Genomic DNA, 22,396 nt, shown 5'->3' on the forward strand with positions numbered 1-22,396 from the left:
TCGTTCGGCGCCGCCGGGCTGAGCACCGGCATTCAGCACCATCGCAGTAAACAATCGTCTTGACGGGGCAGAGCATCGGCTCAGCGCGGGAAGAGGTGCGTGAGATGAGGCCGCAGACGGTTCTCGGGGCACTGCCGTTCACGGTGATGCTCGCCGTCGCGATCGCCGACGTCATGGCAGGCCCCACACTGGGATTCCTGCCCCTGCTGACTCTCGGCCCCACGTTCGGCGCACGGCCATGACCGGGCTGGTGGCGCTCGCCCTGTGCCTGCCGCTGACCGTGCGCCGCGTGGTGCCAGAATTGGGCCCGTTCGTGAGTCCCTCGACGTGCGTCACGCCAAAGAAGGCTGATGGTTCGCCGATCGGCCGGGGCGTCTGCGGTTGATGCCTGAGGGCGGGCCCGCATTTCGATGCGCATCGTCGCGGCCGCCGTAGCCGGCCTGACCTTGTGCATGGCCCTGGCCGGGCCCGTCTCGGCCGCGTCCGAACCCCACCCCGAGGGTGAAGCGATCAGCAAGCTGTTCCGCGGTCTCCACCGCGACGGCTCCAACGGTATGGATACGCTCAGCGGCCTGCCCGGGTGGATGGGCCACCTGGCCGGAGTGACCGGGGTGACGGCCACCAGTGGCGCGTTCGAGGAGCACGAGGTCGCCAAGCCGCTGGTGGGCGGAGGCGTCGTCGAAGTCTTCGCGAACAAGGGATGGCAGGACACCGGATTTTCGCTGCCCCCGTACCAGCGCGACACGGGGTGGATCCTGAGGACGAAAGGCGTGTGGTGCTTCGACACCGCCGTCCGAGGCTATGCCACTCGCGACGCCAACGCACGCAAGGACATCTGGGCCAGGTCGGGCAGTTGATCGGGCGCTGGGGCAAGAACGGGCGGTCCTTCATTGTCGGCGCCAGTTGATCACCCATTCATGGAAGTCATGTCATACGACGAATCGTCTCACTGCCCTATGCTCTGCGGCGCTCACCATGAGCGCCCTGGTCGCAGCTGCGCCCGTCATGGCCGCCTCGTACGACCCGAAGCCTCAACCTCCCGTCGTCCCTGACGGAGGAGAGTCCACCTCGATCGTCCACGAGACTGCGCAGCAGGCGAAAGCGGCATGAACAGGGACAAGTGCACAATCGCCGCCGTTGGTGGCGGCGCCGTGGGCGGAGCCATCAAGGCTGCTGGCGCTGTGACGGGTGCCCCCTTGCCACCACCATCTCCGCCGCGGCTAATGCTGGACCCGCAGGAGGTTACCGGGAACGCCGTCGGCTGCTGAACGTCTAGACCCAGCGCACACCCAGCCCGCTGGGTCCCGCAGCCTGATCCGCAGTAACGCCAAGTACGAAACATCTTCATCGCTGCAGGCGACTTGATGCACGAAGAGTGCGGGGCTGACCAGTCGTCCGGACAGCCCCGCACTCTTCCGACTCGCCGATGGGCGCCCCCAAGAACCGTCCAGGCGAGAAGATCGAAGCCGATTCACGTGAAGGTTGAACGCCGAACCGCGCCTCCGTGACAGCGCCGGCCGAACTCGCTCATGCTCGCCTGCGGCGATTCCGTCGACCCTGCCTCTCTTTGCAGGGCTGAACCCACCGCCGCACCGATGACCGCCGAATAAAATGGCACTGCCGGCAGCGTCTCAGACCGGTCGCTTCAACCCCCGGCCTCTGCCCCCGTGGCGGTTGTGCTGGCGGGCCGCCACAGCTCCGACGCGGCTCCCGTTACCGGGAGATCGACCAGTAGTAGTCGCGGCTGTTGCCGTCGTCGTTCAGGACGAGGAACTGGTTGATCCTGTCGCGGTACGGCTTGAGAGCGCGTTTGGTGGTGTAGGAGACGAACTTGGCGGTGCGCCAGTCTCCGCTGCGTTCGGGTTCGGCCCGCCAGAGGAACTCATCGCCGTTGCTGCAGGTCTTGACGGCGGCGGCCGGCTGGCCATGGGCGGCGTTTCCGGGGATGGCGCACTTGTTGGACTTGGCGTTGCGCATGCGGAACCAGGTGTAGCCGTTCCGCCACTGAGCGTCCTCGAAGTACCACTCATTGGCCGGCGGCTTCACGCCGCTGGTCCATGCCTGGAGGCGGCAGAGCCTGGCGTCCGTGCACGCCGGATTCGACCAGCCTTCGTGGATGAGATAGCCCCTGGTTTCCTCGTTCTGCACCACGTGCTGGCGGCCGTCCAGGAACGGCGCGTAGGCGCCGGGCTCGGCGGGTTCGGGCTCGCCGGCCTGAGCGGGCCGTGCCGTCTGGACGAGAGCGGCGTCGGCCGGCGTGGAGACGAGCAGGGTGGAGCCGGCGAGTAGGAACGTCGTCAGCGTGGCGGGCAGCGCGGTCGTGATGCGTAGTGATTTCACAGGTGATTCCTTTTCTCGGAAGGGCGGGACATTTGTCCGAAGTGCGGGCCGTCGCATGTCGTGGTCGTCGACGACCCGCCAGTCCCGGCGGTCATGGGAATGCTGCTCAGGGGCAGGCACGACCCGAGATCTGCTGGGCATCGGGTGTGTCTTCCGAGCGTCCCATGGTTGTCACTCTATGTAGTTGCAGCAACTACATAGGGTTATATCACCTGCGCTGCCGCCCTCTTCCTTGCCACACGGAAGTGAAAGCCCGGGCCCGCAGCTGAAGTCGTTAAGACCATGTTCAGCCGTTCGCACACCGCGGGATCGAGTCAAGCCAGCGGCTGGGACGTCACCGCTGGGTGGAATGCACCCGTCTCTTGGCCGGCCGGCTTCCGCTTACATCGCCGCCATGAGCGCCGGGGCGACCACTTCGGCTCCTTCGTCGCCATCCCCGCCATCCCATTTGCCACCGACGACCAGCCGAATGAGACGACGTCCAAGTCTGCCGACTTCGACACCCTGCGGCTAGACGTTTACGACCCCCGTCAACCGGCGGATGAACACAAGAGGCCCGCGCCGATGGCGCGGGCCTCTTGGTATTGATAACGAACTATTCATAAGTGAGGCCGCTGGAGGCGCAGTCGTCCGGCCATGCAGGGATGTCTTCGCAGAAGTGCCAGGTGTTCCACCTGCCGCGTCCGATGGTCCCGCCCCCGCAGCCGCCGCCATAGCTGTCGGGATCATACATTTTCGACGTTTCTGAGCCGTCGAGCTTCTTGGCGTAGACGTATACTCGGTGGCCGTCGTTCTCGTTGTCGCAAACTGTGAATGTGCCCGTGGCGTCGTTGAACGTGGCTCTGTCTGCCCCATTGTAGAGCGTGTCGATCGCCGCGGACGCCGGCTGGGTGACGGCCGTCAGAGTGACGATTCCAGTGACAATGGATGTAGTGGCCAGTACAACTTTGGACAGAATGGACATGAGTACTCCTCAATCCGATCGTCTGGCACGCAACTCCTGCTGACAAGTATTGGTGACTTCCAGTTCACATGATTGTCTGGGAGCGCCGAATTCCTTGCCCGAAAGCGCCACGGCCGTGCAGTTGCTCGTCTCCCTAGGCAGGATCACCGCGCCTAGGGCTTCGAGGAGGATCGGTAGAGAAATCAACGGTAGGCCCCGGGTCAGTTCGCGCGCCGGCGACCGAGCCGCCGCCGCAGATCCGCGATCTCGCCCGCCGTCAGGTCGACGTCGTGTTCCTCGCCGGCGTCGTCGAGGTGGCGCCCGTAGATCAGCACCGGGGCGCGGTAGTCCCGCCACGGGTCCCCGCTCAGATCTGCCGCCAGCGCCGAGGCCGGCCCATTGGCCGGGCAGACGAGCCGGGCAACTCCGTACCCGCCCACAGGTCCGGGCCGCCCCAGCAGCCCGTCGACCATCGCGGCGCGTTCGGCAGGGCGAGGGGGAGGACGATCTCGCGCGAGCTGCCGTCAACGTCGATAAGCAGGCAGGGCATGACGCTCTCGTTCGGGGTCAGGCGAGGGCCGGGTAGAAATCGGCCCGGCCGCGAGGCGCGGCCACTGACCGCACCCATCATCCCCCGGACGACCCCCGGCGCGATCTTGTACGTGAAGGTACGTGAATCAGTGCCCACTTACTTGCGTACCAAGCGAGTACACCACCCCCGGCCGCCGTTGACCTCTTCGCATCGGTGCGATTCGTCGCGCGCCGGTGGCCACCGCGGCGTACGACGAAAGGCCTCCGAGGGCCGCTCGCCGGGCGGTCCCGGCCGGGGCGCGGCAGTTGTCAGTCCTCGGTCTCAAAGTGCTTGACCGCGGTGTTGGCGAAGTCGCCGACAATACCGACTCCGCCGATCGCGGGAGTCTTGGTGACGAGGTGGCCGACGACGGGGGCGATGTTGATGACCTGGCCGGTTTCTCCCAGGATCTTGCCCATGCAGTGGACGACTCCGGAGCAGTTGGCGACCTCGTGCACCTTGCCGTCCGGCTCCGGGCCCGACAGGGCGCCGACAGGTGCCGAAAGTGCCGCGAGGGTGATCACAGGAACGGCGAGCAGTGTGGCGATCGAGATGACGCGCATGGTTTCCCCTGGTCGAGTTGCTGGTGCTCAGGAGGCGCAAGTTAGCCGACCCCCTGCCAGGCGACGTCCTACTGCGCGCAAAGGCGTGACTTACTCACCGACGCATGCATGATCGATATCTCAGTTTGCGATCACTGACGTATCGGCTTCCGCTGTGACCGCTGCCGACTTCGACACCGCCCGCCTGGCCGAAGCCACCGCGCGACTGCGTGCGGCCGCCGAACTGGTCGACCACCTGGCCCCGTTGCGCCGGGTCATCATCGACGCCGATGAGGAGCTGCGCGCCACGATGCTCCCAGGCCGCCGACGCCGGCCAGGCGCAGCCGACCCGGCGGATCACGCCCTGGGACGATCCCGCGGCGGACTGACCACGAAGATCCGCCTCGCCTGCGACGGACACGGCCGCCCACTGTCAGTGCTGGTCACCGCCAGCAACGTCAACGACGACCGAGCCCGCAAAGCGATCGACTACCGCCTGTTCCGCCCTCGCCTGAGCCGGACCACGAAACCCCACCACGGATACCTCCTGGGCGGGGTTCTCGCTGTTCAGGCCCTACTTGAGGAGCTGACGCGCCATCACCATGCGCTGGATCTGGTTGGTCCCCTCGTAGATCTGGGTGATCTTTTCGCCGGGAGTCGACCACCTGGCAAGAGGCCTCGATCAAGCTCGTGAGCAGGGCGAACGCTTGTCGGGCGCTTCCATCTTCTTTGGCTATCTTCCGGCCTTCCACGGAACAGCCACGGAACAGACCATGATCGATAAGCCGGCAATCCGACCAACGGCCGAAGCACGCCGTCCACACGTTCTGTGATGGCGCCACCCGCCCGCCATCGGTTCGACTGTCCCTGCGACGCGCGTACATCCGTGGGGCGCCTCAGGTTCCTTCACCGATTGAAGGGCGTAGCCCAGGAACCTCAGACCTACGCATCACGAGCCTCCGGATCCTCAGTGAAGGCAGTCAGCTCAAGCTCGTTACTGTCCAAATCCGCCGGTCAGAGCAGATGCGGCCTCTGGCGGTCAGCGGCGGACACAGGCGAACTGCAACGGGAACTGCAACGGCAGCGAAGGCTAGGAAGCTTGATCGTACGGTTGATCTCTGCGCCACTCGTTGGCCCCGATCGCACGCACGACTCCGCCGGCCTGCCACCCCGGCATCCCGCCCGCTTCCGACCTCAAGCTGTTCGTCGGAGAGGCTGAGCAAGCTTGGCAACAGCAGCGCAGAGCGTGGGCCCAGTTAGGCTCTGACCTCCTGCTGGGCTATGAGTATCGAACTCGGCGCTGGTGATCTCGACGATCCCGCGAAAGCTATCGCTAGCGCATACCAACGGGTGTGCGTAGACCTTCGGACACCGCGGGTACGAAGTAGATCGGTCTTACCTCCCATAGGAGTGACCGCCTCATAGAGGGATCTACCCGGGGTGAATATCCACACCGCAGGGCCGATGTTGGCCCCTACCGTCGACCGTATGCCTCCGCCCAAGACCTGCCGGTGGGCCTGCCTTTTATGAAGCGAAGTACGACGATTACCTTCTCTGAATCACGCAAGTCCACCGGGTGTTGAACACCACGACGTCGGGGTGGGGCAGTCGCGGGAGAGCCTGCGATGCGCCTCTGGGTCCCCAGGGTCTGTACGACCCCACTGGCGGGGCGGGTCTGTACCGCTGTACTGGCCGGACCTCTGGACGGGAATCTGACTGGAGAGGTCGTTGAGCTTCAGAACTGGAGATCCGCGATGTCCGAGGAGTGCGACGTCCTGTTGCGGGACGGTCGAATCGCCCATCTGCGCAGGCTCGAGCCGGGAGACGTTGAGGCACTGCACGATCTTGTTGAGCAGATTTCTCCGGCGTCGGCCTACCTGCGGTTCTGCACAGGTGGGCGGTCGACGGCCCACGCCTACGTGGACAAGATCACCAAAGGTGGTGATGCCGGACACGCCCTGGTCGCGTTTTTGGCAGGGCGACTGGTGGCTGTGGCCGAATACATCCCTCTTGGGGGCGGGATCGCGGAGATGGCCGTCCTCGTCGAGGACGCGGTGCACGGAGATGGCCTGGGGACGCTACTGATCGAGCATCTGGCCGTGGCTGCCGCCGCCGAGGGCGTCCACCGGTTCGTCGCCGAGGTGCTGAGCGAGAACACCGTCATGATCGAGCTTCTGCGTGAGGTCGGGCTTCCGGTCGAGGTCCTTCGTGATGGGCCTAGCACTCGTGTGGTGGTCGAGCTCACGGTCGGTGATCGGCTGGCGGGGACCATCGCGGCGCGTGATCACGAGGCGGAGCGCGCTTCTCTTCGGCGGGTCATGGAGCCGGGTGATGTGGCGGTCGTGGGCGCGGGTCGTGACCCGGCGTCGGTCGGACACCGGGTGGTGCGCAATCTGCTCGATGGCGGCTTTCCTGGCCAGGTCTTTCCTGTCAATCCCCATGCCGGGGTGATCGCCGGTCTGAGAGCTCATCCCTCAGTGGCCACGCTGCCTGAGGGCGTTGATGTCGTGGTGGTCGCGGTGCCCGCCGCGGCCGTGCTCGGAGTGGCACGCGACTGCGCGGCGGCCGGGGTGAGGGGGCTGGTCGTGTTGTCGGCCGGGTTCGCTGAAGCGGGTGGCCAGGACGCCGAACGCGAACTTCTGATGATCTGCCGGACGGCTGGTATGCGCCTGATCGGCCCCAACTGCCTGGGCATCGTCAACACCGCCGCGCGGCTGAACGCGAGTTTCCTGCCCGGGGAGCCGGAGCGGGGAGGTGTGGCGGTGTTGTCCCAGTCAGGCGCCGTCGGTGCGGTCCTGCTGGGACGGTTGCCGATCTCCTCCTTCGTCTCGGTCGGCAACAAGGCCGATGTGAGCGGCAATGACCTGCTGGAGTACTGGGAGGACGACGAGGCGACCCGGGTGATCGCCATGTACCTGGAGTCGTTCGGCAATCCCCGCAGATTCGCGCGGATCGCCGCCCGGGTGGGCCGGCGTAAGCCGGTCCTGCTGGTGAAAAGCGGTCGTTCGGAGGCCGGGGAGCGGGCCGTGCGCTCTCACACCGCCGCCGCGGCGACGCCGGATGTGGCCGTCGAGGCGCTGGTAGGCGCCGCCGGGGTGATCCGGCTCGACAGCATCCGCGATCTGTACGACACCGCCCGCCTGCTGGCCACCCAGCCGCTGCCGGCGGGGCGGCGGGTGGCCATCGTGGGTAACTCCGGCGGCCCGGAGGCCATGACGGCCGATACCTGTGAACGCGCCGGTCTGACCGTCCCGGCCTTGGTGCCCGGCCCCGAACTACGGGACCGCTTCCCGTCTGCGGCGCTCGGCAATCCGATCGATCTGGGCGCGGAGGCATGCGCGCGAGACATCGGGCAGGCGATCGAGACCGCGCTGGCGGATCCGGAGATCGATGTGGTGATCGTCGTCTACACACCGCCGTTCGGTTCGGGCGCGGCGGCCACCAAGGACGCGATCGCCGTAGCGGCCCGTGGGGCGGTCAAGCCGGTCATCGCCTGCGTCATGGGGGAGGACGGCCTCATCGGCGACCGGGTGCCGAGCTACGCATATCCGGAACAGGCGGTTCATGCCCTCGGCAAGGTCGTCGCCTACAGCGAATGGCGCCGCTCACCTCCGCAAGAGGTGGAGACGGGGGGCCTGGGCGACCTCACCGCGCGGGCGCTGCTGGCGGGCGAGCCTCCGGAGGGGTGGCTGACCCCTGACACGATCGAGGCACTGCTGCGACACTTCGGCATCCGCCTCATCGAGACCATCAGCGCACCCGATCCCGACACGGCCGCCCAGGCCGCGGCGCAAGTGGGCGGCCCGGTGGTGCTGAAAGCGGTCGGCCCCGTCCACAAGAGCGACGTCGGCGGGGTACGGATCGGCCTCACCACACCTGAGGAGACCCGGATCGCGTTCGAGCAGATGCGTGATTCGATCGGCGCGGAGATGAGGGGCGCGATCGTCCAGCCGATGGTGGAGCAGGGGACGGAGATCATCGTGGGCGGGGTCAACTACCCTGCCTTCGGGCCGCTGGTCATGGTCGGGCTGGGCGGGATCACCGCCGACCTGCTCGCCGACCGTTCCTTCCGTGTGCCGCCCTTCTCGACCGCGACGGCCACGGCGATGATCGGCGAGCTCCGCTGGGCTCCGGTGTTGTACGGGTATCGTGGCCGGCCCCCGGCCGATGTGCCGGCGCTGACAGAGGTGGTGGTCGCGGTCGGCCGGCTCATGGACGCGCTGCCAGAGGTGGCCGAACTCGATCTCAACCCCGTGATCGCGACCATGACCGGCGCGGTCGTCGTGGACGCCCGCATCCGGCTCGCGCCCGCCGGCCCCCCTCCCTCGCCCTATGTCCGCAAGCTGCGCTGAGGGAACGGGCGCGGCAATGTGCCGGGATCTCACGGAGGATGCCCATATAGGCCAAAAATGTGCAGGTCATCTGGTCGCGGCGGCTTCGATGGGCACATGCTTCGGATAAGGGGACCCGAGCAGGGTTGCGGTGAGAGCCGTTGAGGGACGTACACCGGCTGAGGGCGTGAGCATGATGACGGGGAACGCGGAAGATCCGCAGCAGGCCTCCGTGTTTGGGGCACGTCTGCGCCTGGGCGACGAACTGAACCGGATAGCCGAGCAGTTGAGCTCCCTGGCCCGTGCCCAGGACCGTCTCAATGACATGTACGAGGCCGTGCTGAGCCGGGACATAGATCTGTCGGTCGTGCTGGAGCTGATCGTCTCTACCGCGACGAACCTGGTCGGTGCTCGCTACGGCGCGCTCGGCGTGCTCGACGAGACAGGCGAACGCCTCGGCCTGTTCGTGCCCATGGGGCTGTCGGAGCAGGAACGGGCCGATCTGGCCGGCACGCCGCTACCGCGTGGACGCGGCCTGCTCGGCCACCTGATCACCCACCCTGAGCCCCTGCGTGTCGATGTCATCGACACCCACCCGGAATCGGCGGGTTTCCCGCCCGGCCATCCGCCGATGCGGACTCTGCTGGGAGCCCCGATCATCATCCGGGGCGAGATCTACGGGAACCTGTACGTCTCCGAACGGCTCGACGGGCGGCCCTTCGACGCCCACGACCAAAGCCTGATCGTCGCACTGGCCGGCGCGGCCGCCCTCGCGATCGACGACGCCCGCCTGTACGAGGAGAACCGCCGGGACGCCGAGCACTTCCAGCGACTCCTGCTGCCCCGGCTGCCCGAACACCTGCACCCGTTCTCCGTCGCCGCCGCCTACCGTCCGGCGTGCAAGCCGAGCCGGGTGGGCGGAGACTGGTACGACGTCATGCCCGCCCCCGGCCAGGCGTGCGCTGCGATCATCGGTGACGTGGTCGGGCACGACCTCCAGGCCGCCGCCGCCATGACGCAGATCCGCAACATGCTGCGTGCCCTGCTGTACGACCACCGCACCTCACCGCGAGCCGTCCTGACCCGCCTCGACCGCACGATCCACGCGATCACCGACAACCCTGTGACCACGGCGTGCCTGGCCCGTATCGAACCGGCCCGCCAAGGCTGGACGCTGCGGTGGAGCACGGCGGGTCACCCTCCGCCTCTGCTGCTCATTCCCGGCCGGCCTCCCTGCTATCTGCACAGCAATCCCGACCTGCCTCTCGGCGTCGACGTCACTCAGCCGCGCCACAACCACACCCGGCTCCTGCCTCCGGGAACCACGGTGGTCTTCTTCACCGACGGGCTCGTGGAGGACCGGCTGCGGCCCCTCGACGAGGGGTTGGCCCGCCTGGCCGCCCTCGCCGCCGCTGATGCCGACCTGCCGGTGCACGACCTGGTGACGACGCTGATCGATGAGCATCCCGGCGACGGCCAGGACGACATGGCCATCCTCGCGATCCGCACCCCGCCGGCCTGAACCAGAGGGCGGCCCGGTGATCAGGGGCGCTTTTTACGAAACGAGTCCCCTACGTAGGACTTTCATCCCTTTCGCGCGGAAATGGCCACCTCTATGCCGGATAGGGAGTGACGACAAGGATGGACCGATCGGGGCGGACCACGCCGGGCAGGGGTGAGCTGACCTTCTTGGGCGGCGTGGGAACGGTGACGGGCAGCAAGTTCCTGCTCGCTCTACCGCAGGGAGGCCGCGTTCTCCTGGACTGCGGGCTCTTTCAGGGCGGGCGGGCCTTGCGGCAGCGGAACTGGGATGGCTTCCCGATTCCGGCGGAATCGCTGTCGGCGATCGTGCTCAGCCACGCACACCTTGATCATTGCGGATATCTGCCCGCGCTGGTGCGGCAGGGTTTCGGCGGGCGGGTGCACGCCACCCCCGACACCGCGCGACTGGCGGCGATCGTGCTGCGGGACAGCGCGAAGCTGATGGCCGACGAGGCCGAGCACGCCAACGTCCATGGCTGGTCGAGGCACCGTCCCGCGCTTCCGCTGTATGAGGAGAAGGACGTCGAGAAGGCCTTGGAGCTGATGGCGCCGACAGAGCACGGGCAGGCCGTCGACCTGGACGGCGCGGAACTTCGCCTGCATCGGGCCGGACACATCCTCGGCTCCTCGTGGAGCGAGGTCACTCTCACCGACGGGAGGGTGCTGGTCCACAGCGGCGATCTGGGACGTCCCGTCCACCCGTTGCTCAAGCCGCCGGAACCCTGCCCGCACGCCGACACCATGTTGATCGAGTCGACGTACGGCAACCGGCGTCACAACGACGCCGACACGCTGATGGCGATGGCCGCGGCCGTCAACCGGACGGTGCGCCGTGGCGGCTCGGTCCTCATCCCGGCCTTCGCCGTCGACCGCACCGAGGTGATCATCTACCGGCTCCACCAGTTGCGCCAAGCGGGCGCGATCGCCGAGGTTCCGGTCTTCGTGGACAGTCCCATGGGGTTGTCGGCCAGAGACGTCTATCTGCGCGCGATCGCCGGCGGCTCGGCGGAACTGCGTCCCGAAGTGACCCGGGACGTGCTGGATCCGGGCTGGCTTCGGGAGCTACGTACTGTCGAGGAGTCGATGAGCGTGAACGAGCCCGCCAGGCCCTGCGTCATCATCTCGGCCTCCGGCATGGCCAGTGGCGGCCGGGTGGTGCATCATCTGCGCCATCTGCTTCCGGATCCGCGCATGACCGTCCTCGTCGTCGGGTTCGCCGCGCTGGGGACACGCTCACGGTCCCTCGTCGACGGCGCCTCCTCGTTGGAGATCCACGGCGACCACGTTCCGGTGCGGGCGGAGATCGTGAACCTGCCGGGCTTCTCCGTGCATTCCGACGCCGAGGAGACTCTCGCCTGGCTGCGCCACCTCCAGCATCGGCCGCGGATGACCTATGTCGTCCACGGCGAGCCCGAAGCGGCCGCCACGTTGCGGGGTCGAATCGAGCGCGAGCTCGGCTGGCGTGCGGCCACTGCCTGCCCGGATGAGAGCGTCCCTCTGTAGGCCGGCGGGCGACGGGACAGACCCGGTGGTTGCACGGGACCTTCGACTCTGCCCTGCCCGGGACGAACGTGAGGACGAGGAGCCACCCTTCGAGGAACGGGGAAGCACCATGGAGGCGATGATCTATCAAGGTCCCGGCCGGCGGTCCTGGGACCAGGTGCCCGATCCCGTGATCGGCGACCCCGCCGACGCGGTGGTCCAGGTGGACGCAGTGACCATCTGCGGCACCGATCTTCACATTCTCAAGGGTGACGTGCCGGAGGTGAGGCCGGGGCGGGTCCTCGGTCATGAAGCCGTGGGGACCGTCGTGGCGGCCGGTTCCGCCGTCACCACCCTGCGCCCCGGTGACCGTGTCCTGGTGTCCTGCATCTCCGCCTGTGGACGTTGCCGCTACTGCCGCACGGGAATGTTCGGGCAGTGCCTGGGCGGCGGCGGATGGGTGCTGGGGCACTTGATCGACGGAACCCAGGCCGAGTACGTGCGGATACCGTTCGCCGACACCTCCACCTACCGGCTGCCCGACAGCGTCGCCGACCGGGCCGCTCTCCTGCTGGCCGACATTCTGCCCACGGCCTTCGAGGTCGGGGTGCGCAACGGCGGAGTACGGCCCGGGGATTCCGTGCTCATCGTGGGGGCCGGGCCCATCGGCCTGGCCGCCGTCACCACGGCCCGTCTGCTCACCCCGGCCCACATCGTGGTCGTGGACCCCGCAGTACCACGGCGGGAGGCCGCCAAGACGATGGGCGCGGACGTGACCGTGGGAACGCCCGAGGACGCCGAGGAGGTGGTCGCCGAACTGACCGGTGGCCTGGGCGCCGACGTGACCATCGAGGCGGTGGGTGTTCCCGAGACCTTCGAACTGTGCGCCCGTCTCGTGAGGCCAGGCGGCCGCGTGGCCAACGTAGGGGTGCACGGCACCCCGGCGACGCTGCATCTGGAACACCTGTGGATGAGGGACGTGACCATCACCACCGGACTGGTCGACACCTCCTCGACGCCCGATCTGCTCAAGATGGTCGCTGCGGGACGTCTGGACACCTCCGGTTTCGTCACGCACGAGTTCGCGCTTTCCGACATGGAGGCGGCGTACCGGACGTTCGCCGATCCCGCCTCCACCGGAGCTCTCAAGATCGCCGCGTTCCGCGACGGGTTCCGTGATGAGCGGGCCGCCTGACCTCAGCCGGGAGGCCGACCCGTGCGAACCGCTGCCGCGGCTGCTGGCCGACCTGGGCACCGGGCCCGGCGGCCTGTCCGAGCGGGAGGCGGCTCGCCGCCTTGTCGCCTACGGGCCCAACGAGGTGAGCCGCCGGGAGCGCGCGTCCTTGGCACACGATGCGGTCGTCCAGCTTGTGCATCCTCTGGCGCTGCTGTTGTGGGGCGCGGGAGCCCTCGCGTTCGTGGCCGGAACGCCGGTCCTCGGCTGGGCCATTCTGGCCGTCGTCGCGCTCAACGCGGTCTTCGCCCTCCTCCAGGAACGTCAGGCGGAGCAGGCGGTCGAGGAACTGGCCCGATATCTCCCCGACCGCGCCCGGGTGGTGCGCGACGGAACGGAGCGGACCCTGGACGCCGGCGAGCTGGTGCGCGGAGATCTGCTGCTCCTTGATGAGGGCGACAAGGTGCCGGCCGACGCGCGCCTGGTCGAGGGGTCGCTGGAGATCGACCTGTCGATGCTGAACGGGGAGTCGGCCCCGGTGGACCGGGTGGCGGCCGAATCCGAGAAGGGGTTGCCTGCCCTCAGGGAGCCGAACCTGGTCTTCAGCGGCACCATGTGCACGGGCGGGCAGGCCAAAGGGGTCGTGTACGCCACCGGCGGCCACACGGAGCTGGGCCGCATCGCCGCCCTCAGCCAGCGCACCCGCCGTGAGACCAGCCCGCTCGAACGCCAGGTTCAGCGGGTCGCCTGGCTGATCGCCGCCGTCGCGGTCGGGATGGGGATCGCGTTCCTGCTGGTGGGGGCGCTGGCTGGGCTGCCGCTCGCGGACGCGCTGATGTTCGCGATCGGGCTGCTGGTGGCCAACGTACCTGAAGGGCTCCTGCCCACGATCACACTCGCGCTGGCCGTCGGGGTGCGGGTGCTGGCCCGGCAGGGGGCGGTGGTCAAACGGCTCAGCGCGGTCGAGACCCTGGGCTCGACCGACGTCATCTGCACCGACAAGACCGGCACCCTGACGGCCAACCGGATGCGGCTGAGGGCCGTCTGGACGCTCCACGACGGCGAACGCCCGGCCGAGGCCGGAACCGGCGAGCTGGGCCGGGCGGCGGCCGAATGCACGACCGTCGATCGCGATGAGCATGGACTGGTCGGCGACCCGACCGAGATCGCGCTGGTGGAGGGCTGCACCCACTGGGCTGAAGGGCAGGAGGGCGGGACAGCGGGCCGGGACGCCCGCCGGGTCGCCTTGTTCCGGTTCGACGCCCGGCGACGACTGATGTCGGTGGTGACCACCGATGCCGACCGGATGACGGTGGTCGTGAAGGGCGCCCCGGAGGCGGTGCTGCCCCTTGTGACCGATCCGCCGGTGGCCGGCCCTGCCCGCCAGCGGGTCCTTTCGGCCGTCGCGAACATGGCCGGTCGAGGGCTGCGGGTCCTGGCCGTCGCGGCGCGGGATCTCGGACCGGGGCCAGAACCGGGGCAGGAACCGCGCCGCCGGCAGGACGCCGAACGGGACCTGCGCCTGCTGGGCCTGGTCGGCCTGTACGACCCGCCCCGTCCCGAGGTCGCCGACGCGGTGCGGCGCTGCCATACCGCGGGGCTGCGCGTGCACGTGGTGACCGGCGACAACGGCATCACCGCGGCGGCGGTGGCCCGGGAGGTCGGCATCGGGAGGCCGGAACTGGTGACGGTGGCCGACTCCGAGACCCTCGACGACGCCGCGCTGGACCGGCTGCTGGCCGGTGAGGCCGAGGTGGTCTTCGCCCGGTCCTCACCGGAGACCAAGTTGAAGATCGCCGACGCCCTGCGCGCCCAGGGCCGGATCGTGGCGATGACCGGCGACGGCGCCAACGACGCTCCGGCGCTGCGCCGGGCCGACATCGGGGTGGCGATGGGGCGGTCGGGCACCGGTGTGGCCCGTGAGGCGGCCACCATGGTGCTGACCGACGACAGCTTCGCCACCATCGTCACGGCGATCGAGTCGGGGCGGCGGGTCTACGACAATGTCCGCAAGTTCATCGTGTACATCTTCGCCCACGCCGTACCGGAGATCGTGCCGTTCCTGGTGTTCGCGCTGAGCGGCGGCGCTGTGCCGATTCCGCTGACGGTGCTCCAGATCCTCGCCATCGACCTGGGTACCGACACCCTGCCGGCGCTGGCGCTGGGCCGTGAACCGGCCGAACCCGGGATCATGTCCCGGCCGCCACGGTCCCGGTCGCAGGGCGTCGTCTCGGGGCGGATGCTGCTGCGGGCCTGGGGCACCATCGGCGTGCTCTCCGCGATCCTGACGATGACCGCCTTCTTCTACGTGTTGTGGCGGGCCGGTTGGCGACCCGGCGCCCCGACCGGCGTGGGCGCCCCACTACACCACGCCTACCTGACCGCCACGACCGCGACCTTCGCGGGCCTGGTGGCCTGCCAGGTCGGCACCGCCATGGCGGCCCGGACGGAGCACGCCTCGCTACGCCAGGTAGGCCTGTTCACCAATCCGATGCTGTTGGCCGGCATCGCCTTTGAGCTGGCCTTCACCGCCGGGTTGATCTACCTTCCACCGGTCCAACGACTGCTCGGCACCGCGGCGCTCCCCTTTGACGTCCTGCTGCTCATCATGTGCTTCCCCCTCCTCATCTGGGGTTCGGACGAGCTCCGGCGGTGGGCGGACCGGCGCCGGCACCGTCCGCATGGTGAGATGGAGACAGGAGACGACCGAGGAGGGGGCACCCCATGAGCTCGATCATCGTCGCCGGAGCCGACGGGTCCGCACCCGCGCTCGCCGCCGTCGAATACGCCGCCCACGACGCGCTCCGGCGGGGCGGAGAGCTTCGGATCGTCCACGTCAGGGAGCCGTGGGTGGGCTCCCGGCTCAGAGAACTCGACGCGGTCGAGACCAGGTATGGCGTACAGGTCCTGACCACCGCCGAACAGCGAGCCCGCGCTTGCTCACCCGACCTGGCCGTGACCACTCACCTGGCCACCGGTGACGTCGTCAACCGGTTGAAGGACGAGGCCGGAAGAGCCGATGCGCTCGTCATCGGCTCCAGCGGCATGGGCGGCTTCGCCGGCATGATCCTCGGATCGACCAGCCTGGGCCTCGCGGGACATGTCCTCGGCCCGGTCATCGTGGTGCGCGAGGTCCCCTCCGGCACGCATGCGAAGGTCGTGGTCGGCTACGACGGGACCGAGGACGCCGACGTGGCGCTGGAGTTCGCCTTCGCCGAGGCCGAACGCCGCAGCGCACGTCTGGAGGCGGTGTACGCCTGGCGGTCGCCGTCGTTCTCGTCCCTGAGCACTGCATACGAAGACCTGATTCACTGCGTGTACGACGAGCACACCGATTTCGTGCGCCAGAAGTTCGTTGCCCGGCACGCCGAACACCCTCACGTGACCAGTGAGCACATCGGGGTGCGCGGGCACCCGGTGCGGGTCCTGTCGGAGGAGTCACGTATGGCCGACCTGGTGGTCGTCGGCTCACGCGGTCTGGGTTCGCTCGTGGCGGCCACGATGGGGTCGGTCGGCCACGGTCTGCTGCACCACGCCCTCTGCCCGGTCGCGATCGTGTCGGCCGAGGCGACCGCCGGAATGTAGCCAGGCCGTGGCGACGTACCCCTAAAAGGGGGTGGAATCACATGGGTGTCAAGGTCGAGGAGGTCATGACCCGACAGGTGATCTCGGTGCTGGAGGACACCTGCTTCAAGCAGGTCGCCGCCGAACTTCTCGAGCACGAGGTGGCGACCGTCCCCGTGCTGAACGCCCGGGGCTGCGTGTCGGGCGTGATCTCGGAGGCGGATCTGCTGCGCACCGAGGAGTTCCGGGGCGGCCACATGCCCGTCACTTCCCATGTCACCTGGCGCGCGGCGGGCACCAAGGCGGGTGACTTGATGTCGGCTCCGGCGATCACCGTCACGCCGGAGACATCGGTGACGGTGGCGGCCCGCATCATGAACGGCTGCGGGGTCAAGAGCCTTCCGGTGGTGGCCGCCGACGGGCGCCTGGTCGGCATCGTCAGCCGCCACGACGTGCTGAAGGTGTTCGTACGCCCCGACGCCGACCTGGAACTCCAGATCCGGACCGAGGTACTGAACCGATCCTTGTGGATGGACGCGACACGGGTCCATGTCGCCGTCGCCGACGGTGTGGTCACGCTTACCGGGCGGATGTGCCTGCGGCGGGACGCAGTGATCGCGACCTGGATGACCCGGCAGGTCAACGGGGTCATCGATGTGATCAACGAGATCGAGTGGGACCGGGACCTCGGTTGAGGAGCCATGGCCGGCGTAGGGCGCCAGGACGCGGTGTCCTTGAGACCGACGGCCGGCGGGTCGGCCCGGCCGGTCACTGACTCCGCTTGGCCGCGGTGCCGGGGACGGGGGCCAGGCGCACTGCGGTCACCTTGTACTCCGGGCACGAGGTGATGGTGTCCGCATGGGCGGAGGTCAAAATGTTGACCCCACTTGAGGGGAAGTGGAAGGCGCAGAAGACCTGTCCGGGCACCATTTCGTCGCTCAGCTTCACGGTCAGCGTAGCGCGGCCTCGCCGGCTCTCCACGGTGACCGGGTGACCTTCGCGAAGCCCGTACCTGGCGGCGTCGGCCGGATGCACGTCGAGCCGGTCGGTCCCGTCGAGCCGGAGGTTGTCCGTGCGTCGGGTCATGCCGCCGGAGTTGTAGTGGGCCCAGCGGCGTCCGGTCACCAGGATCACCGGGTAGTGGTCGTCGGGGCTCTCGCCCGGCGGGAGATAGGGGCAGGCGGCCAGTTTCGCCCGCCCATCAGGGGTGGCGAAGCGCTCTTTGTAGAGTTTGGCCTCACCGGGGCCATCAGGGTCGGGGCACGGCCACGCGACGGCGCCCTCCCGATCCAGTCGCTCATGGGACACCCCCGCGAACAGGGGCGCCACCCGGCCACATTCGGCCAGCGCCTCGGCCGGTGTCCGGCAGCCCAGATCGACGTCAAGCGCAGAGGCCATGGCGTGCACGATCGCGAAGTCGGTCTTGGCTTCTCCCGGTGGGGTCAGGGCGGGACGCACCCGCTGGAATCGGCGGTCGAAGTTGACGAAGGTGCCGTCCTTCTCCAGCCAGGACGCCACCGGAAGCACGACATGGGCGCGCTGGGCAGTCTGGGACAGGAACAGCTCCTGGCAGACGACGAGGGAGCAGGCGTCCAGCGCCTCGGCGACCCGAGTGCCGTCCGGGTCGGTGGCGCACACGTCCTCTCCCATGATCCACAGCGCCTTGAGCGTTCCCGCGCGGGCGGCGGCGAACATCTCCGGGATGCGCATCCCGGGCCGGGTCGGCACCGGCGCCCCCCACACATGTTCGGCCCTGGCCCGGGCGAGCGGATCGGTCACCTTGCCGTACCCGGGCAGGATGTCGGGCAGCGCACCCATGTCCGAGGCGCCCTGCACGTTGTTCTGGCCGCGCAGCGGGTTGATCCCGAAGCCGCGCTCCGTGCCGACCGCACCGCGCAGGATCGCCAGGTTGGCCAGGGCGCGCACTCCGTCGGTGCCGTGCAGGTGCTCGGTGACCCCGAGCCCGTAGATGATCGCCGGTCGCTCGGCCCGCCCGTAGAGCCGGGCCGCGGCGACCAGATCCTCGGCGGGAACGCCGGTCAGGGCCTCCACCCGTTCCGGAGGATAGCCGGTGAGCAGATCGAGGAATTCCGGCAGGCCGTCGGCGCGGCGGCGCAGGAACTCCTCATCGGCCAGGCCTTCGGCCCAGAGCGTGTGCGCCAGCCCGTGGAACAGGGCGACGTTGGTGCCGGGCCGGGGCCGCAGGTGCACGTCGGCGTAGCGGGCCAGCCCGACGGTCCTGGGGTCGGCGACGATCAGCCGCGTCCCGCGCAGGACCTTCTGCAGGAGCCGCGCGCCGACCACCGGGTGGGCCTCGACCGGGTTGGCGCCCACCACCAGCAGGCAGTCGGCCGTCTCTACGTCGTCGAACGTGTCGGTTCCACCCGACAGGCCGAACGCGGCGATGAGTCCGGCGGACGAGGGGGCGTGGCAGAGCCGGGAACAGTTGTCGATGTTGTTGGTGCCGATGGCCACCCGCATGAACTTCTGGGCAAGATAGTTTTCCTCATTGGTGGCCCTTGCCGAAGAGATCGCCGCCACGGCGTCAGGACCGCCCGCGGCGACGGCGTCCCGCAGGCCACGCGCGATGTACTCCAGGGCCTCCTTCCAGGTCACCGGCTCAAGTCGCCCGTCACGACGAAGCAACGGCCGGGTCAGGCGTTCGGGAGAACCCAGGAAGCCGTGCGCGAAGCGGCCCTTGACGCAGGCGTGCCCCCGGTTGACCGGGCCGTTGTGGTCCGGCAGGACGGCCGCCACCTGATCGTCACGGGTGAGCACCTCCAGTGAACAGCCGACGCCGCAGTAACCACACGTGGTCACCGTGCGCTCCGCTGCCGCCGGGCCGCCGAGCGGGAGTCCGGGCTCGGTGAGCGCGCCGGTGGGACAGGTGTCGACGCAGCCGCCACAGGCGACACAGTCGGACTCCGCCCATGGTCCACCCGTGCCGGGAGCTACGACCGTGTCGGCACCCCGACCGGTCAGAGTCAGCGCGAATGTGCCCTGAACCTCGTTGCACATGCGCACGCACCGGCCGCAGGCGATGCACAGATCTCGATCCAGGTGGACGTAGGGGTGGCTGTCGTCGCGGCCTCGACCGCCGTGCCCTTGGGCGGTCTGCGGTGCGATCCCCATCTCATGGCAGACGCGGGCCAGCTCGCGGCCGTCCACCCCGCCGTCCAGCGCGCGAGGCGGCAAGGCCGCGACGATCACCTGAACGGCTTCGCGGCGCAGCGCCCGCAATTCGTCGGCGGCGACCTCGACCACCGCGCCGTCGACGGCCGGGCTCACACAGGCGGCCACGATGTCCCCGCCCGATCTCACCAGACAGGTGCGGCAGGAGCCCGCCGGGGTCAGCCGATCGTCATGGCACAGCGTGGGCAACTCGACGCCTGCCAGGCGTACCGCCGCCAGCAGCGAGTCGCCCTGGGCCGGCCGGACGGTGACGCCGTCGACCTCGACTATCACGGATTCCACCCCTCCAGCTCGTCCCCATAGGCACGGGCGAGGCTGCGAACGGCGGCGGGCACCCGCCGCCCGAAGGCGCACAGGCTCGCCTGTCCCATCACCCGAAGCAGCCGCGCGTACTCCTCGCCGGCGGGCCCCCCGGAAGAGGCGATCCCCAGACCGCGACGAGAACCGGCCCGGCACGGCGAGCAGGCTCCGCAGCTCTCGGCGGCGACGAATTCCCACACGTGCCGCAGCACCTCCAGAGGATGGAGGCGCTGGTCGAAGGCGACGAGACCGGCGTGTCCGAGCGCCGCGCCGCGGCTGGTCAGGTCGGCGTCGGTGAGCGGCACGTCCATCTGTCCGGGACCCAGAAAGCCGCCCAGCGGCCCGCCCACCTGCACAACGCTCAGTTGTGCCCCCTCGCGCAGGCCGCCGCCCAGGTTGCTGACGATGTCGGCTACCGGGGTGCCCAGTTCGACCTCGTAGCAGCCGGGCCGGGCGAACCGTTCGGAGAGGCAAACCAGCTTCGTGCCGGTCTCGGTCCGCCTACCCCGGCGGGCGTACGCGCCGCCGCCCCGCTGCACGATCCACGGGATCGCCGCCAGCGTCTCGACGTTGTTGACCACGGTGGGGGCGTCCCACAGTCCCTGCTTCGTCGGATAGGGCGGCCGGGGCCGGGCACAGCCGCGCCCTCCTTCCAGCGCGGCGATCAGGGCGGTCTCCTCGCCGGCCACATAGGATCCGGCTCCCTCGGCCACCTCGATGTCGAGATCCAGATCGCTGCCGTGGACTCGTCGCCCCAGATGCCCGTCCTCATAGGCCTCCCGCACCGCGGCCCGCATCCGGGCCAGCGCCTGCGGATACTCCGAGCGCACCAGCACCACGGCGCGACGGGCCCCGCAGGCCAGGCAGGCCAATGCCAGCCCTTCCAGCACACGCGCCGGATCGGCCTCCATCAGCAGCCGGTCGGCGTAGGAGCCGGGGTCGCCCTCGTCGCCGTTGGCGACCACCACGGTGTCGGGCGAGCGGCTGGTGGCCGCCCACTTGGCGGCCACAGGGAAACCCGCTCCTCCACGCCCCCGCAGCCCCGAGGCTGCCACTTCGGCCTGGATCTGCTCAGGGGTGCGCACTCCCACCGTTTCCGGCCACACCTGCCAGGCGGACTCCCCGGCGACGACGCCGGCGAGCACCACGGGATCGCCGGTGGCGTCGGCGGCCGGAATCGGTGGAACCAGCGGCGGTATGCGGCCGGCGAGTTGGTCGGCGACGTCCGGGCCGGCACAAGGGGCTTCGCCGTCGAGACAGGCGGGGCCGGCGTAGCAGTAACCCAGGCAACGGACTGTCTGCAGTGATATCCGCCGGTCGGGGCCGACGCTGTCGGCGGCGACCCCGAGCGTGCTCTCGACCTCGGCCAGGTGACGGCCGGCGCGGGCGGCGAAGCATGCCGCGGCGGTGCAGATCCGCACGTGACGGCGGCCGTGCCGGGCGGCGAGATCGGCGTAGAAGGTGGCCGGGCCCAGCCCGGCCGCCGCTGGGAGCCCGACCTGCCGTGCGACCTCGGGGGCCCATGAGTCAGGGCCGTCCGGCGAATCAGCGGCAGACCTGGCCAAGGCCTCCATCAGCCGGGCACCAGGACGCGCACGCCGGTTGGCCAGCGCGCGGAAGGCGTCGAAACGATCGACCTCACCCATATCCTCATCATGAGCCTGCCGCCTGCGGCCCATCAGGTCTCATGGTCGATCCAGGAAGGACATTTGGCGATCAAACCGCCCTCAGCCGACCCTTGGTTGACGTCGGGGCGCCGCCGGATACTCCGTCGATCGGGCAGCATGGTTTCCGAGACCACCCATCCCGCTACGGCGACGCCCGGCAGGCCCAGGACCAGGACGGCATCGTGGGGACGGCGATCCGGGCCGGCATCTCGGCGACCGAGAGGGCGACGCCGAGAAGCACCCCGTACAGGATGTCGAAGATCAGCGCGCTCCGGCAGGTGGCCGAGGTGAGGATGAACTCGCTGTGGCGGAACGCCAGCGGGCGGCGGAATTCGCCGAGGTCTATGAGGCGGGTCGCGGCGAAGATGACGATGGCGCCGAGCGCGGTCGACGACTCGGGGCCGATGGACCGGCCACGGTGAACCGGGTGAGCAGATCCCTCCGCAGCCACGCCCGCCGGTAATTCCACAGATCGACGATGACTATGGGCGCATGAATCATGACCCTCAGTGTCGCATTCATGGTGAGGCCAAGGTCTCTCCTCAAAGGTCCCCCGCCCCTGCCGCCCGCTTGGCCGCAGAGAGACAGTGGAACTGAAGCGAGAAAGCGCGGGTGAGACGGATGACCACGATGAACGGGGTCGTCGTCGGCTACGACGGCTCAGATTTCGCGATGCAGGCCCTGGACTGGGCCATGGACGAGGCCGAGATGCGGAAGCTGCCGCTCACCGTCGCCCACGCCTGGCACT

17 protein-coding genes and 1 pseudogene are annotated in these 22,396 nt (G+C 69.0%); 11 read left to right on the forward strand and 7 right to left on the reverse strand.

Annotated features, from left to right (window positions below):
- Window positions 1-104: 104 nt before the first annotated feature.
- Complete coding sequence (locus tag QSK34_RS32355; protein ID WP_285589748.1) at window positions 105-242, forward strand: hypothetical protein; 138 nt, start codon at window positions 105-107, stop codon at window positions 240-242.
- 168 nt (window positions 243-410) lie between these two features.
- The gene (locus QSK34_RS32360) at window positions 411-857 is read left to right on the forward strand and encodes a hypothetical protein (protein WP_285589751.1); all 447 of its coding nucleotides are present in this window, start codon (window positions 411-413) and stop codon (window positions 855-857) included.
- Window positions 858-1,713: 856 nt separating this feature from the next.
- Here the strand turns inward: QSK34_RS32360 and QSK34_RS32365 are convergent.
- From QSK34_RS32365 to QSK34_RS32380, 4 genes are all read right to left on the reverse strand, one after another.
- The gene (locus QSK34_RS32365) at window positions 1,714-2,340 is read right to left on the reverse strand and encodes an RICIN domain-containing protein (protein ID WP_285589753.1); all 627 of its coding nucleotides are present in this window, start codon (window positions 2,338-2,340) and stop codon (window positions 1,714-1,716) included.
- 595 nt (window positions 2,341-2,935) lie between these two features.
- Window positions 2,936-3,304 carry a hypothetical protein gene (locus QSK34_RS32370; protein ID WP_285589755.1) on the reverse strand — a complete coding sequence of 123 codons (369 nt, stop codon included), beginning with the start codon at window positions 3,302-3,304 and terminating at the stop codon, window positions 2,936-2,938.
- 200 nt (window positions 3,305-3,504) lie between these two features.
- Window positions 3,505-3,756, reverse strand: a complete 252-nt coding sequence (locus tag QSK34_RS32375) for a hypothetical protein (protein ID WP_285589756.1) — start codon at window positions 3,754-3,756, stop codon at window positions 3,505-3,507.
- 367 nt (window positions 3,757-4,123) lie between these two features.
- Window positions 4,124-4,417, reverse strand: a complete 294-nt coding sequence (locus QSK34_RS32380; RefSeq protein WP_285589757.1) for a hypothetical protein — start codon at window positions 4,415-4,417, stop codon at window positions 4,124-4,126.
- A gap of 340 nt (window positions 4,418-4,757) precedes the next feature.
- Between QSK34_RS32380 and QSK34_RS32385 the strand changes: the two are divergent.
- From QSK34_RS32385 to QSK34_RS32420, 8 genes and pseudogenes are all read left to right on the forward strand, one after another.
- Window positions 4,758-4,862 (forward strand): annotated as a pseudogene (locus QSK34_RS32385) (IS5/IS1182 family transposase); the annotation flags it as partial.
- A 1,288-nt stretch (window positions 4,863-6,150) separates the two neighbouring features.
- Window positions 6,151-8,748 carry a bifunctional acetate--CoA ligase family protein/GNAT family N-acetyltransferase gene (locus QSK34_RS32390; protein ID WP_285589759.1) on the forward strand — a complete coding sequence of 866 codons (2,598 nt, stop codon included), beginning with the start codon at window positions 6,151-6,153 and terminating at the stop codon, window positions 8,746-8,748.
- A gap of 211 nt (window positions 8,749-8,959) precedes the next feature.
- A complete protein-coding gene (locus tag QSK34_RS32395; RefSeq protein ID WP_285589761.1) occupies window positions 8,960-10,249 on the forward strand; it encodes a PP2C family protein-serine/threonine phosphatase in 1,290 nt (429 codons plus the stop codon).
- A 119-nt stretch (window positions 10,250-10,368) separates the two neighbouring features.
- On the forward strand, window positions 10,369-11,772 hold the full coding sequence (locus tag QSK34_RS32400; RefSeq protein ID WP_285589763.1) for an MBL fold metallo-hydrolase RNA specificity domain-containing protein: 1,404 nt from the start codon (window positions 10,369-10,371) through the stop codon (window positions 11,770-11,772).
- A gap of 118 nt (window positions 11,773-11,890) precedes the next feature.
- Window positions 11,891-12,946, forward strand: coding sequence for a zinc-dependent alcohol dehydrogenase family protein (locus tag QSK34_RS32405; RefSeq protein WP_285589765.1), 1,056 nt, complete (start codon window positions 11,891-11,893; stop codon window positions 12,944-12,946).
- A complete protein-coding gene (locus tag QSK34_RS32410; RefSeq protein ID WP_285589767.1) occupies window positions 12,930-15,653 on the forward strand; it encodes a cation-translocating P-type ATPase in 2,724 nt (907 codons plus the stop codon). Before QSK34_RS32405 ends, QSK34_RS32410 begins: the two co-directional genes overlap by 17 nt.
- On the forward strand, window positions 15,650-16,510 hold the full coding sequence (locus QSK34_RS32415; RefSeq protein ID WP_285589769.1) for a universal stress protein: 861 nt from the start codon (window positions 15,650-15,652) through the stop codon (window positions 16,508-16,510). Before QSK34_RS32410 ends, QSK34_RS32415 begins: the two co-directional genes overlap by 4 nt.
- 41 nt (window positions 16,511-16,551) lie before the next feature.
- Complete coding sequence (locus QSK34_RS32420) at window positions 16,552-17,184, forward strand: CBS domain-containing protein (protein WP_161481654.1); 633 nt, start codon at window positions 16,552-16,554, stop codon at window positions 17,182-17,184.
- A 73-nt stretch (window positions 17,185-17,257) separates the two neighbouring features.
- Here QSK34_RS32420 and fdhF read toward each other — a convergent pair whose 3' ends face one another.
- From fdhF to QSK34_RS32435, 3 genes are all read right to left on the reverse strand, one after another.
- The gene (gene fdhF / locus QSK34_RS32425; RefSeq protein WP_285589773.1) at window positions 17,258-19,963 is read right to left on the reverse strand and encodes a formate dehydrogenase subunit alpha; all 2,706 of its coding nucleotides are present in this window, start codon (window positions 19,961-19,963) and stop codon (window positions 17,258-17,260) included.
- Window positions 19,951-21,660 (reverse strand): NAD(P)H-dependent oxidoreductase subunit E, encoded by a 1,710-nt coding sequence (locus tag QSK34_RS32430; protein ID WP_502875555.1) that lies wholly within the window; start codon window positions 21,658-21,660, stop codon window positions 19,951-19,953. Before QSK34_RS32430 ends, fdhF begins: the two co-directional genes overlap by 13 nt.
- A 130-nt stretch (window positions 21,661-21,790) precedes the next feature.
- Window positions 21,791-22,117 (reverse strand): hypothetical protein, encoded by a 327-nt coding sequence (locus QSK34_RS32435; protein WP_285589774.1) that lies wholly within the window; start codon window positions 22,115-22,117, stop codon window positions 21,791-21,793.
- A 161-nt stretch (window positions 22,118-22,278) separates the two neighbouring features.
- On the opposite strand from QSK34_RS32435, the gene QSK34_RS32440 reads away from it, so the two are divergent.
- Window positions 22,279-22,396, forward strand: a 118-nt coding sequence (locus QSK34_RS32440; protein ID WP_285589814.1) for a universal stress protein, incomplete at its 3' end; no start/stop codon positions are given.

Source organism: Herbidospora sp. NBRC 101105, from assembly GCF_030269205.1.
Taxonomy (GTDB): Bacteria; Actinomycetota; Actinomycetes; order Streptosporangiales; family Streptosporangiaceae; genus Herbidospora; species Herbidospora solisilvae.